The sequence below is a fragment of the Phaeodactylibacter sp. genome, assembly GCF_022763345.1.
In the GTDB taxonomy this organism is placed as follows: domain Bacteria; phylum Bacteroidota; class Bacteroidia; order Chitinophagales; family Saprospiraceae; genus Phaeodactylibacter.
In genome coordinates, this window is record NZ_JALEGS010000050.1 from 145,713 (window position 1) to 160,017 (window position 14,305).

A 14,305-nucleotide genomic window follows, 5' to 3' on the forward strand; every position below is an offset into this window, starting at 1 on the left:
ATCAATAGGTACCTCCTACCCGTCTTTTGTTCCACTCAGGATGAGTTTCAAAAGCGGGCAGCTGCGCTGGGACAGCCGTCATCCCGGTAGTATCGGTCAGTGCCTCCATAAAGGCAACCAAATCCTGCACTTCCTGCTCTGAAAGCTCCAGGGGTGTATCCGGCAGGGTTTGATACGGGACTTCTATGCCCATGCCTGCACCACCTCCTTTATTATAAAAGTCCACGACTTCTTCCAGGCTGTGGTAAACACCATTGTGCATGTAGGGCGCAGTCAGTGCGGCATTGCGCACGGTCACCGTTTTGAAGGAATGCAGGTAAAAAGGCGTTTGGTCAATGGGCTTGTAGCTGGCAAAACGTCCAGGGTCGGGGTCTAGAGTAAGGCTGTCCGGACCATGCGCAGCGGCAGGCACACCCAGCACTTCCGACTCGCTTTCCTGAAAGTATGGAGGAACGGTCCCGTTGAATGCTGGTGCAAAATGGCAAGTTCCACAGTTGGCTTTGCCCATGAACAGGTCAAACCCACGCTCTACTTCAGCTGCAATCGCTTCCCGCTCCCCCCGTACGTACTGATCGAAGGGGCTATTGAAAGAGCGCAAATCGGCAACATAACAAGCCAGGGCATTGGAGATCGACCATTTTGAAATCTGATACTGCGGATGTTCCGGGTAGGCACTGGCAAAAAGCGAGCGATACTCCCCGCTTTGCTTGAGCTTTTCTACAATGTCCAGGAAGTCGGTATTGAATTCCTTTTCGTCCCGCACCACATGCTTGACTTGACGTTCCAGGTTCGGCTCCCGCAGATCGTAGAAATAATGTTCGGCGTAGACGCTGTTGATCAAAGTTGGGGCATTGCGCTGAATGCTGCCCTCGCCATTGAGGGCCATGCTCCGGGGCAGCCCATCGGTAAAGGCTTTATCCGGATGGTGGCAGGAGGCACAGGAACGCTCGTTGTTGGCAGAAAGGATGGGGTCGTAGAACAACATCCGCCCAAGGGCTATGCGTTCTTCGCTTTGCGCCACATCACTCAGGTTAGTATAATAACTGGGGTTTAGAAATTCATCTGAGAACAGGTTATCTGCTTCGTAATTCCAGGCCTGCGGACGATCTGTAATTTCGCTGAGGAGTTCTACCTCCAGGGTTTTTTGTGCTTCCAGGGAAAGCTTTAGCAGTGGGTTTAGGTGTTTTTTTAGAAATTGTAGCCGGCGGAAGTCATTGAAATCAGCAGGCTGAGACAAGGCTGCGATAGCCGATCCGAGCTCCAGGCGGCAGTCGGTGGCCAGTTGAGCATCAATCTGCTCTAAAAGCGGGAAATAAGCCATCAGCGCCTTTGCTGCGCCCTCCAGAGACTGCCTGGCTTCCGGCAGGGCTGCCCCTGAGCCCGGCGTGTCAAATCCGGTCAGCCCCAGCGTAAAGATGCGGACCAACTGATACCGAAAGGCTTCAAAAACAAAGCGGTGTTGCAACACTACGCCTTCCTGAAAGGCTTTCACTTTGCTAAAATCTTTGTTGAATTGGCGGACCAGGCGCAGGATTTCTTCCTGCTCCGCTTGCGGATTTTCTCCGTAGACCAGTTCGTCCAGCACCTGCAAGCCTACCGGTTCGATGATGCGGACTTCCGGTACCTTGGGCTCCACACTAAGCAATGGCGGGCCGTTGAGGTACTTTTTGACGGCTTCCCGGTCATTGTATTCCAGTAAAAACTCAAGAGACTTGTAGGCAAGCCGGGTCTGGGAATGTACTTTTTGAAGCGCTTCAGCGTTGGCTTCCCCCCGCACGAAGGCATTCGCAGTGGCCTCATACGCCGCCGCGGTCTCGTCTAGTTTGGTAAGAGCGGTTTGAAATTCAGCACGTACATTGCGCAGTGCCTCAGCAGCAGTGTATGCCTTTGGGGGCACGAAACTGATGAAGTGGGTGGCCATTAGCAAAAGCGTAAGGTAGAGCAAGCCGGTAAGTGTCGCTTTCATGGTCTGAAATGGTTGGTGTGTTGTGGTACTAATGCAAAACCTGCAAAGGCGGCACACCCAAATTTTCGGGCATGCCACCTTTGAGGATTAAAAAGGAGAGATCAATAATTACTTAACGATCAGCTTCTTCGTTTCGCCTTCTGCAGTTTGCAGGAAGTACATGCCCGCAGGCAGGTTAGAAACGTCAATCTGATTGGTGTTGCGGAATACCTTCAGGCGCTGGCCTTCTGCGTTGTACACAGCAAGGTCAGTCATTTCGCTCAGGTATACGGTACGTGTAGTTGGGTTCGGGAAGATCTGCAGCTGGCTGGTAGACTCAAACTGAGGCTCCTCCAGGCTTGTAACCGTTACCTCATCAAAACCATGGATCGCGAAAGTCAGCGAGTGGTTGAATGGGAATGGGTTGTTAGAGTTCGGGTGCTGAGAGTTCACCAGCAGTGACTTACCGTCAGGTGTAGGCATTGCACCAGTGATTTCTGCACCACGTGGCACAGCTGTGATACGGATCAGGTCGTCAACAGTTGGTTGCTCAATGCTAAGGTCAAGCAGCCACAGTTCACAGGTACGGTTGCTGATACCTGCAGGCATACGGCCATAGGAAGTACCATTAAGGTCTTCGCAGATTACCAGGAATGGCTGGCCATCAATCATCATGACGTTCAGGCCATCAGGGTTAGACAGGTGCTTGGTGAAGTAGTCTGCTTCGGATGGGCTGGTTTCTTCGTCCCAGTCCGGTCCACCTTCCAGGAATACGTAGTTGGAATCGATAGCTGGGTCATAAACCCATACGCGGCCGTAGTAGTCAGGATACTCAGAAGAGTTAGGGCTGTCGATGCCCTTCTCAATCGCACGGTTGATGTGATAGGGGTCGTGCACAGCACCTGCTGCGTTTTCGTCAGCCCAGCGAGAGCCCGGACGGTCACGGCCTGTTTCAGTCCAGTAGATTTTACCGCTGGTTGCATCGATGGCTACCCACTCAACGCGGTTGTACATCGTACCACCCAGTTCAACTGCCTGATCAGCAAAGTTCAGCATTTTCTCAGGGTCAGTGTTGTCTACTTCGAGCCACTTTTCAGGAGCATCGTGCTTGTAAATGTAAGTCTTGCCTTTTGTGAAGTCACCTGGCTCATCAGCTACGAACTTCGCCCAGAAAGCAGGCGTTGCATCCACACCGAGGTAAACCGTCTGATTGTCAGCAGCAACTACGCCACCTTCAAAGCCCTGACGGCCCCAGTTGTACTGCTTGCGTACAGCCTTCGCCTGACGTGGGTCGATTTCAACCATCCAGTTGAAGTTCTCGTACTTAGGTACTTCCAACCCATCGAAACCTTCAATGTCAGAAGAGATCAGATAAGTGGAAGTGTCACGTACACCCTGGTTTTCCGAACCGCCCGGAGACTTAGGATAGCCACCAGAGCTGGTAGGAGAAGAGAATCCACCGTTGTAAATAGAGCCGTTGTTGCTACGGAACCACTCCTCAGCGGTCCAGATACGGCCGTCAACGATAGAGCTGATACCACCGCAGTTCATACCGGTTTCACCAACTGTGTTAACAAAGTCTACGTTGAAGAACTCACCTTTACGGCCGTCTTCCAGTTCCTGCTCCACTACTTCCAGCTGACCGGAAACCTGGTCGCGCTCAACACGGAATACGGTCATACCACCACCGTCACCGATGCGGTTGTCCTGGTAGATCATTTCGTGGTTGACAGAAACCCAACCCAGTGATTCACCAGTCTCATCCGGCGTAAAACCGATAAAGTCATGCCACTCCTTGGCGTAAGCCACACCCGCTTCGTAACCGTAAGTAGGGGTAGTTTGTACCAGGTCAACACCGCCCACAAAAAGGACTTGAAGAGAGAGTGGAGAAGGAGGCATCAGAAGGTTGTCAATAACGTAACCTTCCGGGATTTCAATTTCTTCAGAAAAGATGGTTTCCTGAGCACTGACAAAGAGTGCACACATGCTGCTGAGCAGCAAAGAAAGTACTACTTTCTTCATGTTTGAAAAAGATTTAGTGATCGAAATTTGGCTTAATGACAGCAAAGATCACCCCGGGGTGTTAAGTACAGGTCAAATCGAAGTAAGGCTTTTGTTATCAAATTGTGAACTCAATGTAACCTCCCCGCCGACATATTTTATTTGGCGGCAGGATGGAAATCGTAGGATGAACCAGAGATCGATTTGAACAAAGCGGTGGATTCTTTTTGATTTTTTTTAATTTGTGGCAATCAAGATTAGCATTCAATCACCAAATCGTCTATCTAATGCAAAAAAGTCTACATTTACTACTGGCTCTGTTAGCATTTACAGCCTTCAGCCTTCCAGCATTTGCCCAACCGGTAAATGATGAGTGCGAAAATGCCATTCCAATCAGCAGCGGCACCCATGATTTCACAACCGTTGATGCCACAACAGGTGACTCAGGAGCTTATCCTGCAACCTGCCCTGCGGGTGGCAGCAGCAGTTCTGATTCGCTTTACAACGATGTCTGGTTCATCTACACCGCTGACTTTACCGGGCTGGCAGGATTTAATAATTGCGGCACAGCAAATTATGATGCCAATGTTGTCATTTATGCGGGAACATCCTGTCCCCCTTCTCCCGATGATGTAATTGCCTGCAATGAAGATGGCGTAACCCCGGATGGAGAGCCATGCTCAGATTTAGGGTCGACCGTAACCTGGGAAGTTGAAGAAGGCTCGGTTTACATCATCCAAATCGGTGGCTGGGGCTCGGAAAGTCCGGGCGCGGAAGGCACCGGCACCTTCACCATAGAGGAAACCATGCCTGTCACCGGACCGCCCAACGACGAGTGCGAGAACGCCACACCGCTTGACCTGGGCCCACAAGACTCCATCGTGCTTCAGTTCAATACCGTGGAAGCTTCAACGGGGCTGCCTCAGCACGAGGTCCCTCAGTCTTGTTTTGAGCCGAATGAAGAATTTGTCTACAATGACATCTGGTACTCCTGGACAGCGACGTATACCGGTGGGCTTGAGTTTTCCACCTGCGGTACCGCAACCTTTGATTCCCGCCTTGCCGTCTACCAGTCTACCACCTGCCCTCCGGATACCAGTTCTCTGGTGGGGTGTGGTGACGATGAGAATGCCGATAGTGGCGCTCCCTGTGGAGGCTTCACTTCCCGTGCCTTATTCAACGTGGAGCAGGGACAAAGCTACCTGTTCCGCCTGGGCGGCTGGTCTTCCGGTGACCGAGGTGCAGGTTCAGTGCTCATCAAGCGGATCGAGCCCGTTGTACCGCCTGCGAACGACGACTGCGCCAATGCATTGGACGCCTTTGTGATCTCTCAGGAGCAAGCCGACAACTTTGATTTTATCTTTGAGGGCACCAATAAGCTCTCTACCGGGCAGCCACAGTTTGCCACACCGATTTGCAATAATGACGGCGACTTCCGCGATGTATGGTATACCTTTAATTCGGGTGAGAATACAGAGCTGACCCTGCGCTTCAATAAGACCACGACAAACGCCGAGTTTATCATCGACCTGTTCGAGACCTGCGGTGTACAAGCTGATCCTGTGGATGGCCCTTACTTCTGTATTGAAACAGAGGATTTTGACAATACTTTTCTCGAAGTGCCTCTGGAAAACTTCCCCGGCGAACCTACGGAATACCTTATGCGCGTTTCCACCCGTTTGACCGGAGGCGACCTGCCCGGTGACTTCTGGTTTCAGCTCGTTGGTACACCTTTTTCCAATGTAGAAGAACTTCAGCTGGGTAGTTTCCGGTTTTTCCCGAATCCGGTACGCAATACGGCCACAATGAGCTTTAAGGCTCAGGAAAGCCTAAACCTGCAAGCCGAGGTCACCAATGCGCTCGGGCAAACGATTCAGCGCCTGAACTTCGGCCAGATCCCGTCCGGTGACCATACTTTTGATGTCCCAACAGAAGACCTGCAGCCAGGCATCTACTTCCTGCGCCTTTTTGCTGACGGGGCGCAGAAGACGGTACGCTTTATAAAGCAATAATGGTTTGACCTCCCGCGAGGGAGAACAGAAACGGGCTGCTACCGGATTGGTAACAGCCCGTTTCATTTTTTAGGCCAGGCCGTTTGGAGAAGTCCCCTTACTCAATGTACAAATTGAATTCCACCCGGCGGTTCAGGCTCCGGCCCGAACGCGTATCATTGGTTGCGATCGGTTGTTCCTCCCCAAAGCCCTGGAAGGAGATCCGTTTTGGTGAAATCCCTTCGCTGACCAGGTAAGCATAGCAGGCACGTGCCCGGTCTTCAGACAGGATCTTGTTGTTTTCGGCATCCCCTACATTATCGGTGTGGCCATTAATGGCAAGGGCATAGCCCGGGTAGCGCTGCATGATTTTCACAATCTGATCCAGCACTTCTTTGGATTCCTCCTTGAGGCGGGCCTTACCGGTTTCAAACTGAACGGCGCGCATAGCGAAACTCAGCACCTCCTGCTCCTCCTCATTGAGCTCAGGGCAGCCTTTGTTTTCAGCAGTGCCTGGCTGGTCAATACAAGCATCTTTGCCATCGTGTACGCCATCGCCATCTGTATCCGGGCAGCCTTCCATATCACCGGCATCATCCGGGCAGCGGTCTTTGGCATCGCCCACACCATCACCATCGCGGTCCGGGCAGCCCTTAGCCGCTTCTGTACCGGGCTCATCCGGGCATTCGTCCAGACTATCCGCCACGCCATCATTATCCCGGTCTTTGAACGGACAGCCATTGTTCTCAGCAGTGCCAGCCTGATCCGGGCATTGGTCCTTAGCGTCCGCCACGCCATCACCATCGCGGTCCGGGCAACCATTAGCAGAAGCCGTACCTTTCACTTGCGGGCAATCGTCTTCCGCATCTGTGATACCATCCTGATCTGAATCCGGGCAGCCCATCAGGCTTTCCAGCCCTGCCACTTCGGGGCATTTGTCCTCATCGTCCATGATACCGTCATCATCAGTATCCGGGCAGCCTTTGAACCGCTTTTTGCCGGGCCGGGCGGGGCATTTGTCCTCAATATCCGCCACACCGTCCAGATCGGTATCCGGACAGCCATCGGTTTCCGGGCTTCCGGCATCGCGCGGGCATTTATCCAGGTTATCTACAACCCCATCGCCATCAGCATCCATCCGGCCGAGCTTATGCAAATAGCCTACGCCAAGCTGAATGTTGTTTCGGTTCTCTTCCTGTGAAATCCGATATTCGCCCTGCAGGTTGATATAGGAACGCGTGCCGACTTTAAAATTGAAGCCAGCCCCCACCGGAATCTGAACATTGCTGCCCAGTTCCTCCTCCAGGGTAATACCTCCGCCGCCCATCAGGTAAGGGGTAATAAAAGCGGTATCTGATTTTTTGTACTGCAACTGCAGCACGCCATCAATACTAAAAAAGGTACGGTTGTTGATATCGTTGTCCACATCAATCACCCCCACCTTCGCCGGGATAGCAAAATTCAGCCAGGGGAGCAGCTCCCGGATATAGGTCAGTTCCAGGCCGTTAGTAATATTTTGGTCGTCAACGTCATTGGGTGTCCCGTAATCCAGGAACAGCACTTTGGCCGAAAAGGCGTTTTTGTTGGGGTCAGTCTGCGCCTGCAGCTGTAAAGATGCTACGAAGAGCAGACCCAGGCAGAACAATACTTTTCTCATACTTAAATGGTGTTTGGAATTGGTTTTTAAGACTTATGATGTTGCCCAAAGTCACAGGGCGTTTGCTTGAATGTTGTTGATGTTTACGCAAGCTTTTTGGTAAGTGTTACAATTTTGCACAAAATAAGTGACAGGGTGAACATCCTGTAGCTTGGCGAAAGAATTATTTCTTTTCCTTTGCTCAACAAATTTTTATCACTATTTTTCCGCTGAAAAAGAATGAAAGTTCAGCAACAGCCAAGCCGCTTTACTTTTATTTTACATTAGCCACCCGGCACTTCGGATAGTATCTACCTAGATTTCCTGAACAGACCTGTTCGGTTAAGCACTGCTTATCCGTTTAGCTTTATTTATAGCAACGAACATCCATTACTAACCAAACTATCTACGATTCCTATGAAATTTAGCAACCTATTACTGCTGGCGCTTGTCGCTTTCGCCTTGATGACCTGTTCCAAAACGGAGCTCGCAACGCCCGAGAAGGCCCATCAGGATGGCCCGATGACCAAAGCTGAAATGGACCAAATCATCGAGGAGACCCTGTTAGCCACCAATACCGTTTACTACTGGAAGGATGCGTCGGACCGCATGATCTGGAGCGCTTCCGTCCGCTCAGACTCCGTTATGTCGCTCGGTTATCAGCCTGCAGGATTTGAGCGTATCGAGGAACGCATCCATGACATAGACCTCGCATCGGAAGAATGGTCGGCGGTCAAAGAGCAGCTCATCACATTTGTAGTCGAAGCAACGAACGCTGCCTACCCTGATCTGAACGCCAAAGCCGAAGACCTTTTCCTCAACCTGGACGAAGCGTACCTGCCCACACTTGATGTGCGCATTTTCAACCAGGAAATCATCGAAAAGCTTCGCCAGATGCCGGAAGTGCGCTACATCGAGCCAATGAGCTACACCATGGGCGAGATTGACCGCCGCAGCGACAGTGGCTGTGGGTACAGCCCGGCCAGCAGCCTCCCCTCTGCTGACTTCAGCACAGTATCGCCAAGTGCCAAAGTCCCCTGGAATTTCAGCCACCCAAGCATGAACGTACCTGGCGCATGGTCTACCAGTACTGGTTCCGGAATTAAGGTAGCCCTTATTGATACAGGCACCTCTCCCAACCAAAGCAAGCTGGGCAATGAGTTCAATTCCGGCTTCTCTTCCGGGCGCAGCCTGGAGCGCCTGGGCACGCACGTCAGTGGCTGGTGGTGGTGGGCTTCCAATGACGGTCCTGATGATGCCTGCGGGCACGGCACCCAAATGGCCGGGCTGATCGCAGCCCCCCGCAGTACCACAGGCTCTACGCTCGGTGCTGCTTACAACTGCAACCTAAAAGCCTTCCGGGCCACCACCGATGTCATCATCAACTCCGGCAGCGAAAAGGATGGCGTCCGGGATGCGCTGGTGATCTCCGGCAATGACGGTGCCGTAAAAATTATCAGCATGTCGATCGGTGATGTATTCTACAGCAGCACCGTTGCGGATGGTATCTTTTATGCCTTCAACCGCGGGAAGCTGATCTTCGCAGCAGCGGGCACTTCGCTGAGCTGGACGAGCTGGTGGGGCGTGATCTTCCCGGCAAATATGGCTCAGACCGTAGCCGTTACCGGAATTCGGGACAATATGAATCAGCGGTGTCATACCTGCCATGAAGGGCCCGAGGTCGACTTCGTAGCGGTCATGCAGCGCGCTTCCAACACCAGCCGTACTTCACTCACCCTGGCTATGAGTGGCAGTCAGCCGGCGTATGTCGGTGGGTCTTCAGCCGCTACCGCAACAACGGCTGGTATTGCAGCCTTGGTTTGGGCCACCAACCCGAACCAAAGCAGGAGCCAGGTGATGCAGCGCCTGATGAATGCTTCGTCCAATTACCCTGCACGGGACGGCAACTTTGGATGGGGAACCATCAATGCAGCCCAAGCTGTACAGTAACTTACTTTACAACAATCTTTGAAAAGCTCCGGGGCGCTAATGCTCCGGGGCTTTTCCTGTTTTTTGCTGCCAGGCTTTCAGGAGCCACGCCCGATCGGTGAGCAGCGCTGTATCGGCAATCCGCTTTTCCAAACCTTCCAGCTTTTTGCCTTCCCGCCGCACCAACTGATAGAGCAAATCGCAAAAATTCAGGAAGGTCTCTTTTATCGCATTGGACACCTGCCTGTTCCGCTTTAGAAAAATGGTGAAGGCGGCAATAAGGGAAAGTAAGGCTTCCTCTTCATCTTGTTCGTAGTAGATTTTAGCCAGCATCGTGCGCGCGCCGAGGTAGTAGTTAAGATCAGAATAGGCCACCTGCATGAGGTGCTCCTGTGCCTGCCCGTAAGACTTGGTATAGTAATAAAGCTCGGCATAATTGTAGTGCAGGGCATTTTCCTGAAAAGCTTCCGGGAGGAGCTTTCCCTTCTGCGCAATAAACTGCTCGATCCATTGGTAGCGCTTGAGCCGCAGTGCCAGCTTAACGACATTCGTGAACGTCCAGGGCGAAAGATTGTCCTGTTCCATCAGAATTCGCCGCTCAATGCCTTTGGTGTAGAGGTTGAGGGCCTGCTCCACGTAGCGTTCCTGCCCCTGCCTGATTTTACGGGCGCAGTAGTTGATGGCCATAAAATAAATCTCTCGCAGCCGGTCAACAGGTACGGCTTTTGAAATACTGTCGAGCTCTTCCAGAAGCGCATCAAAATGGTACTCCTGTTCTTCATCCGATAGTGCCCTGAAAATATCCACATATAACTTTAGCAGTGGCAGCCCGAAGTAACCCTGGTCTTTAACATATTCCAGCCATTCCGGCGTAATATTGACGTTGTAAGCACCCTGAAGAATCGCCTGCCGGTCAAGCATCGCACAGGCATACTTCATTTTTTCCAGAAAGTAGTACCGGTCCAGCGCATCAGCAGCCTCCTGTAAGTCTTCATTGAACCGGCGCAGGCGTTGCCGCTGAAAATGCCGCTCCCGGGTTTCCGCCCACTCCTGCCGGTGCCTGAAATGGGAAGCATCGGGGGCTTCCACACCATCGAGCAGTTGCTGTAGCTTGCGGTCCTGCTGCCGGTAGTGTTTTTCCAGGCCCCGCTCCGATAGTATCTCCATGAGCGTGGAAAGGTTGCGCTCTTCCCCGGCAGCTTGTTGCTGAACGAGCCAAAATTGTTCCAGCAACTTGTTCAACCAGCTAAGGTGGTAGCGCAGTTGTTTATCGTCGTAGGGCTCCTCCGGGAAAATGGCCTGATACACTTTCTGCTTGCTGATCCCGCTTCCTGAAAAGCTCGGTGCAAAGCCCATCAGGTAGTCCAGCAGGCCAAGCAATGCCGTTCTTTTATTGTAAAACGGAGAAGCGACAAAATCCCGAAAAGCGGCTATTTCTTCCGGTTTAAGCTTCCTTAACGCAATAATCAGCTTGTTTTTTTGCATTTTACCCAGTCTCTTTTTTTGACAAAATACAAAAACAGATAAACTTAGCCCTCATACAAACTGCAAAAACAGTACTTTCAGGTACCTTTGCGAACTACATCACACACCCAGCGTTGACAAATTCCTAATTTTGTAATTGACCTAATAACAAATTGCCCCTAAGTTTGCAGCATAAGAAACGAATAAACAGCTATATGAAATCTCAAATCCCTTTGATCGCGCTATTTTTTGCCACTTACTTTTCTACCCTGACGGCCCAGGAAATGTGGCCGGGCGATGCGAACAACAACGGTGTGGTGAATGCCGTGGATGTACTTTACATCGGCATTGCCCATGGTGCTTTAGGCCCCGAACGAGACGATGCCACCACCAACTGGGAAGCTCAGCCCTTTGAACTTTGGGGGCAAACTTTTGCAGATGGCACCGATTACGGGTACGCAGATGCGGATGGAGACGGTGAGATTGAAGATGATGATATCACCAACGCACTCATCCCTAACTTTGGCATTTCCCTGCCATCCACCACGGCTGATGGCTATTCCAATGCTGCACCGGGTATCGGTGCCCCCGAAGTCACGTTGACGCCAAGTGCCACACTCGTAGAAGCCGGAGCTACCATTGACATTGGCCTTAGCCTCGGCAATTTGAGCCAGCCACTGGAGAACTTTTATGGCATTGCCCTTGCCATGAGCTACGATTCCGATTTAGTAGAGCCCACCACTGGTTTTGAATATGACGACCTGGACAACTCCTGGATCAATGCAGATGGCGCGGAGATAGAGGATGTTTTTGACAAAGATGAAGTGTCCGGCCTCGCTGAACTGGCCCTGACCCGTACTAATCAAACCACCATCAGCGGTAGCGGACAGGTGGCTGAGTTTAGCATTATTATCGAAGACATTATAGTCGGTCTGACCGTAGACACCTTCCGCTTGCGCATAGACAGTGTGTTGCTTATTGACAACAACTTCAAGCGTATACCCATGGTCCCGGATACAGCTACGATCATCATTGCGGATGACACCACTAAACTTAGCAGCGTTCGTCAATTGTCAACCCTCCCTGCCCGGCTATTCCCCAACCCGGCAAGCGGACAGTGCTATCTAAAGCTCCCACATTCACTCCGTTTCCTGAAGCTGGTAGATGCATACGGGCGTGTGATTTGGCAGGCCCCTCCTACCCTGCTGGAGCCCACCACAGCTCCCCGCCCTATTCCTTTGCGAGGGCTTCCTTCCGGCGTTTATCAGGTACAGGGTGGGAATAGCAATGGTGTTTTTTCCAGAAATTTGGTCGTACAGTGATGCGCTTTGAATAAGGCTCAAAGAAATTTAAGGGAGCTTCTGCATGGGGCTCTCTTTTTTTCTTCCTGCCACTGCACTATTTTCTTAGGTTGACTGGCTGATAACATTGACCTGCCAACGAGACCCGCCCCGCTGGAGGGCCATCCCGGGAATCCGTGCAAATCTGTGTAATCCGTCCAATCCGTGTACCTGCCCTCCAAACAAATCAGTGACGACCCAATCCAATAATCCCATCACAATCAATCCCGCGCTTGTGAGTGGAGGACAAATACCGTATTTTCATCTTTTTATCAATCTAACCCCGAATATGATAACAGGAAAGTACTTTCTCGTTCTGGCACTGAGCTTAGGCAGTATCTGCATTGGCGCTCAAAACCAGCCTCCTCAGCTTACGATACAGTCCGTAGACCTCAACCAGGAAACACAGACTTTGACCATTACGTACGATTTGGCAGACGCTGAAGACACCGAGCTCGAAGTCTTCCTGCGCGCTGCTCCGGCAGGTAGCTCTAACTTCAGTATCCATGCAGAGAATGTGTCCGGTGCTATTGGTTTTCCGGTTGCTCCGGGTGAGGGCTTGCAGATGACCTGGAACTACGCAGGTGAAATCGGCAACAGCGATACGTATGACTTTAAAATCATTGCCGATGATGGCTATGACATCCCTATTCAAGACCTGGTCGCGCAGGTAGACAGCCAATTTTTGCGAACCCGCATGGAGCATATTGCTGGCATCCGGCACTACATTACGAATTCAGATAATCTGAACCGCTGCCGCGATACCCTGGAGCAGGCTTTTCTGGAGTACGGATTGGAGACCTTCCAGCAAAACTTCCCCAATCTTGGTACTACCGGGCAGAATATCATAGGCGATCATTGGGGGCAAACGCAGAGCAGCAACGTGATCATCATCGACGGGCATTATGATACCGTCAGCGACTCTCCTGGAGCTGACGATAATGGGACGGCCACAGTGGGCGTACTCGAAGCTGCCCGCATCCTTTCGCATTATCATTTTCGGAAAAGCCTTCGGTTCATTGGCTTTGACTTTGAGGAAACCGGGCTGGACGGCAGTATGTATTATGTGGAGCACCTGTCCGGGAACGAAGCCATCGAAGGCGTACTCAATATGGAAATGATCGGCTACTACAGCGATGTACCTGACAGCCAGGATTTTCCGCCTGGTTTTGAGCTGGTCTTTCCGGAAGCGGCAGCCGAAGTACAGTCTGATGCCAACCGGGGCAATTTTCTAATCAATGTGGGGCCAGGTTTTGGGAATGCCTTGTATAATGCCTTCAACACAGCAGCAGCAACTTATGTACCGGAGCTACGGGTGATTGGGCTGAGTGTTGTTAATCCACTGCTTGTGCCTGACCTGCTGCGCAGTGATCATGGTTCTTTCTGGGAAGCCAACATCCCTGCACTAATGCTTACCGATGGTGCAGATTTCCGCAACCCGCATTACCATGAGCCTTCAGATACGATTGGCACCCTTAACTTCGCTTTTATGGCGGATGCAGTAAAAGCCGTCATTGCTACCGCTGCTGTGATGGCAGAACCCATGCATAGTGGTGAAGCCATTGCCAGTAATGTTATAATTACGGATGCAGAGCACCTGCATGAACTCCCGTGCAGTTACTTCCTTTCGCCCAATCCGGCACAGGAAGAATTCACCATCCGCTTTGGTGATTGCCAGCCCATGCAGCTTGAACTGCGCTTGTATAATGTGAAAGGGCAACCAGTATGGAGTGGGCAGCATGACTCCACTATGGGCAGCCTCCGTATACCTGTAGGCAATTTTCCCACGGGCGTTTACTGGCTGCAGCTCAGTGACGGGCATCACTTTAGTGCGCAGCGGGTGGTGGTTCGGTAAGTGAAAAACAGTTAGGGTAGGCTTTGCCCTGTCCGCTACAGCTAAGCGAAAGCGGGCCAGCATGCCCTAACTTTAAACGGTACAAATCAGGCGGTTCTGGGCATACCTTCGCTGAGTTGATAGCTACGGCAGCCGATGAGAAGC

8 protein-coding genes are annotated in these 14,305 nt (G+C 51.7%); 4 read left to right on the plus strand and 4 right to left on the minus strand.

From position 1 onward, the window contains the following. Nucleotide 1: 1 nt before the first annotated feature. Both MRY86_RS14290 and MRY86_RS14295 read right to left on the minus strand, forming a co-directional pair. Complete coding sequence (locus MRY86_RS14290; RefSeq protein ID WP_293564029.1) at nt 2-1,966, minus strand: cytochrome c peroxidase; 1,965 nt, start codon at nt 1,964-1,966, stop codon at nt 2-4. Nucleotides 1,967-2,074: 108 nt separating this feature from the next. Further along, a complete protein-coding gene (locus tag MRY86_RS14295) occupies nt 2,075-3,967 on the minus strand; it encodes an alkaline phosphatase PhoX (protein WP_293564028.1) in 1,893 nt (630 codons plus the stop codon). A gap of 266 nt (nt 3,968-4,233) precedes the next feature. On the opposite strand from MRY86_RS14295, the gene MRY86_RS14300 reads away from it, so the two are divergent. Next, nucleotides 4,234-5,958 carry a T9SS type A sorting domain-containing protein gene (locus MRY86_RS14300; RefSeq protein ID WP_293564127.1) on the plus strand — a complete coding sequence of 575 codons (1,725 nt, stop codon included), beginning with the start codon at nt 4,234-4,236 and terminating at the stop codon, nt 5,956-5,958. 97 nt (nt 5,959-6,055) lie between these two features. On the opposite strand, the gene MRY86_RS14305 is transcribed toward MRY86_RS14300, so the two are convergent. Beyond that, nucleotides 6,056-7,594 (minus strand): OmpA family protein, encoded by a 1,539-nt coding sequence (locus MRY86_RS14305; RefSeq protein ID WP_293564128.1) that lies wholly within the window; start codon nt 7,592-7,594, stop codon nt 6,056-6,058. A 396-nt stretch (nt 7,595-7,990) separates the two neighbouring features. On the opposite strand from MRY86_RS14305, the gene MRY86_RS14310 reads away from it, so the two are divergent. After that, nucleotides 7,991-9,523 carry a S8 family serine peptidase gene (locus MRY86_RS14310; RefSeq protein ID WP_293564129.1) on the plus strand — a complete coding sequence of 511 codons (1,533 nt, stop codon included), beginning with the start codon at nt 7,991-7,993 and terminating at the stop codon, nt 9,521-9,523. A 36-nt stretch (nt 9,524-9,559) separates the two neighbouring features. Here the strand turns inward: MRY86_RS14310 and MRY86_RS14315 are convergent, their stop codons facing one another. Continuing rightward, complete coding sequence (locus tag MRY86_RS14315) at nt 9,560-10,987, minus strand: hypothetical protein (RefSeq protein WP_293564130.1); 1,428 nt, start codon at nt 10,985-10,987, stop codon at nt 9,560-9,562. 194 nt (nt 10,988-11,181) lie between these two features. On the opposite strand from MRY86_RS14315, the gene MRY86_RS14320 reads away from it, so the two are divergent. Together MRY86_RS14320 and MRY86_RS14325 are read left to right on the plus strand one after the other, a co-directional pair. Next, nucleotides 11,182-12,288 (plus strand): hypothetical protein, encoded by a 1,107-nt coding sequence (locus tag MRY86_RS14320; RefSeq protein WP_293564131.1) that lies wholly within the window; start codon nt 11,182-11,184, stop codon nt 12,286-12,288. Nucleotides 12,289-12,595: 307 nt separating this feature from the next. Then, complete coding sequence (locus MRY86_RS14325; protein ID WP_293564132.1) at nt 12,596-14,161, plus strand: M28 family peptidase; 1,566 nt, start codon at nt 12,596-12,598, stop codon at nt 14,159-14,161. Nucleotides 14,162-14,305 lie beyond the last annotated feature (144 nt).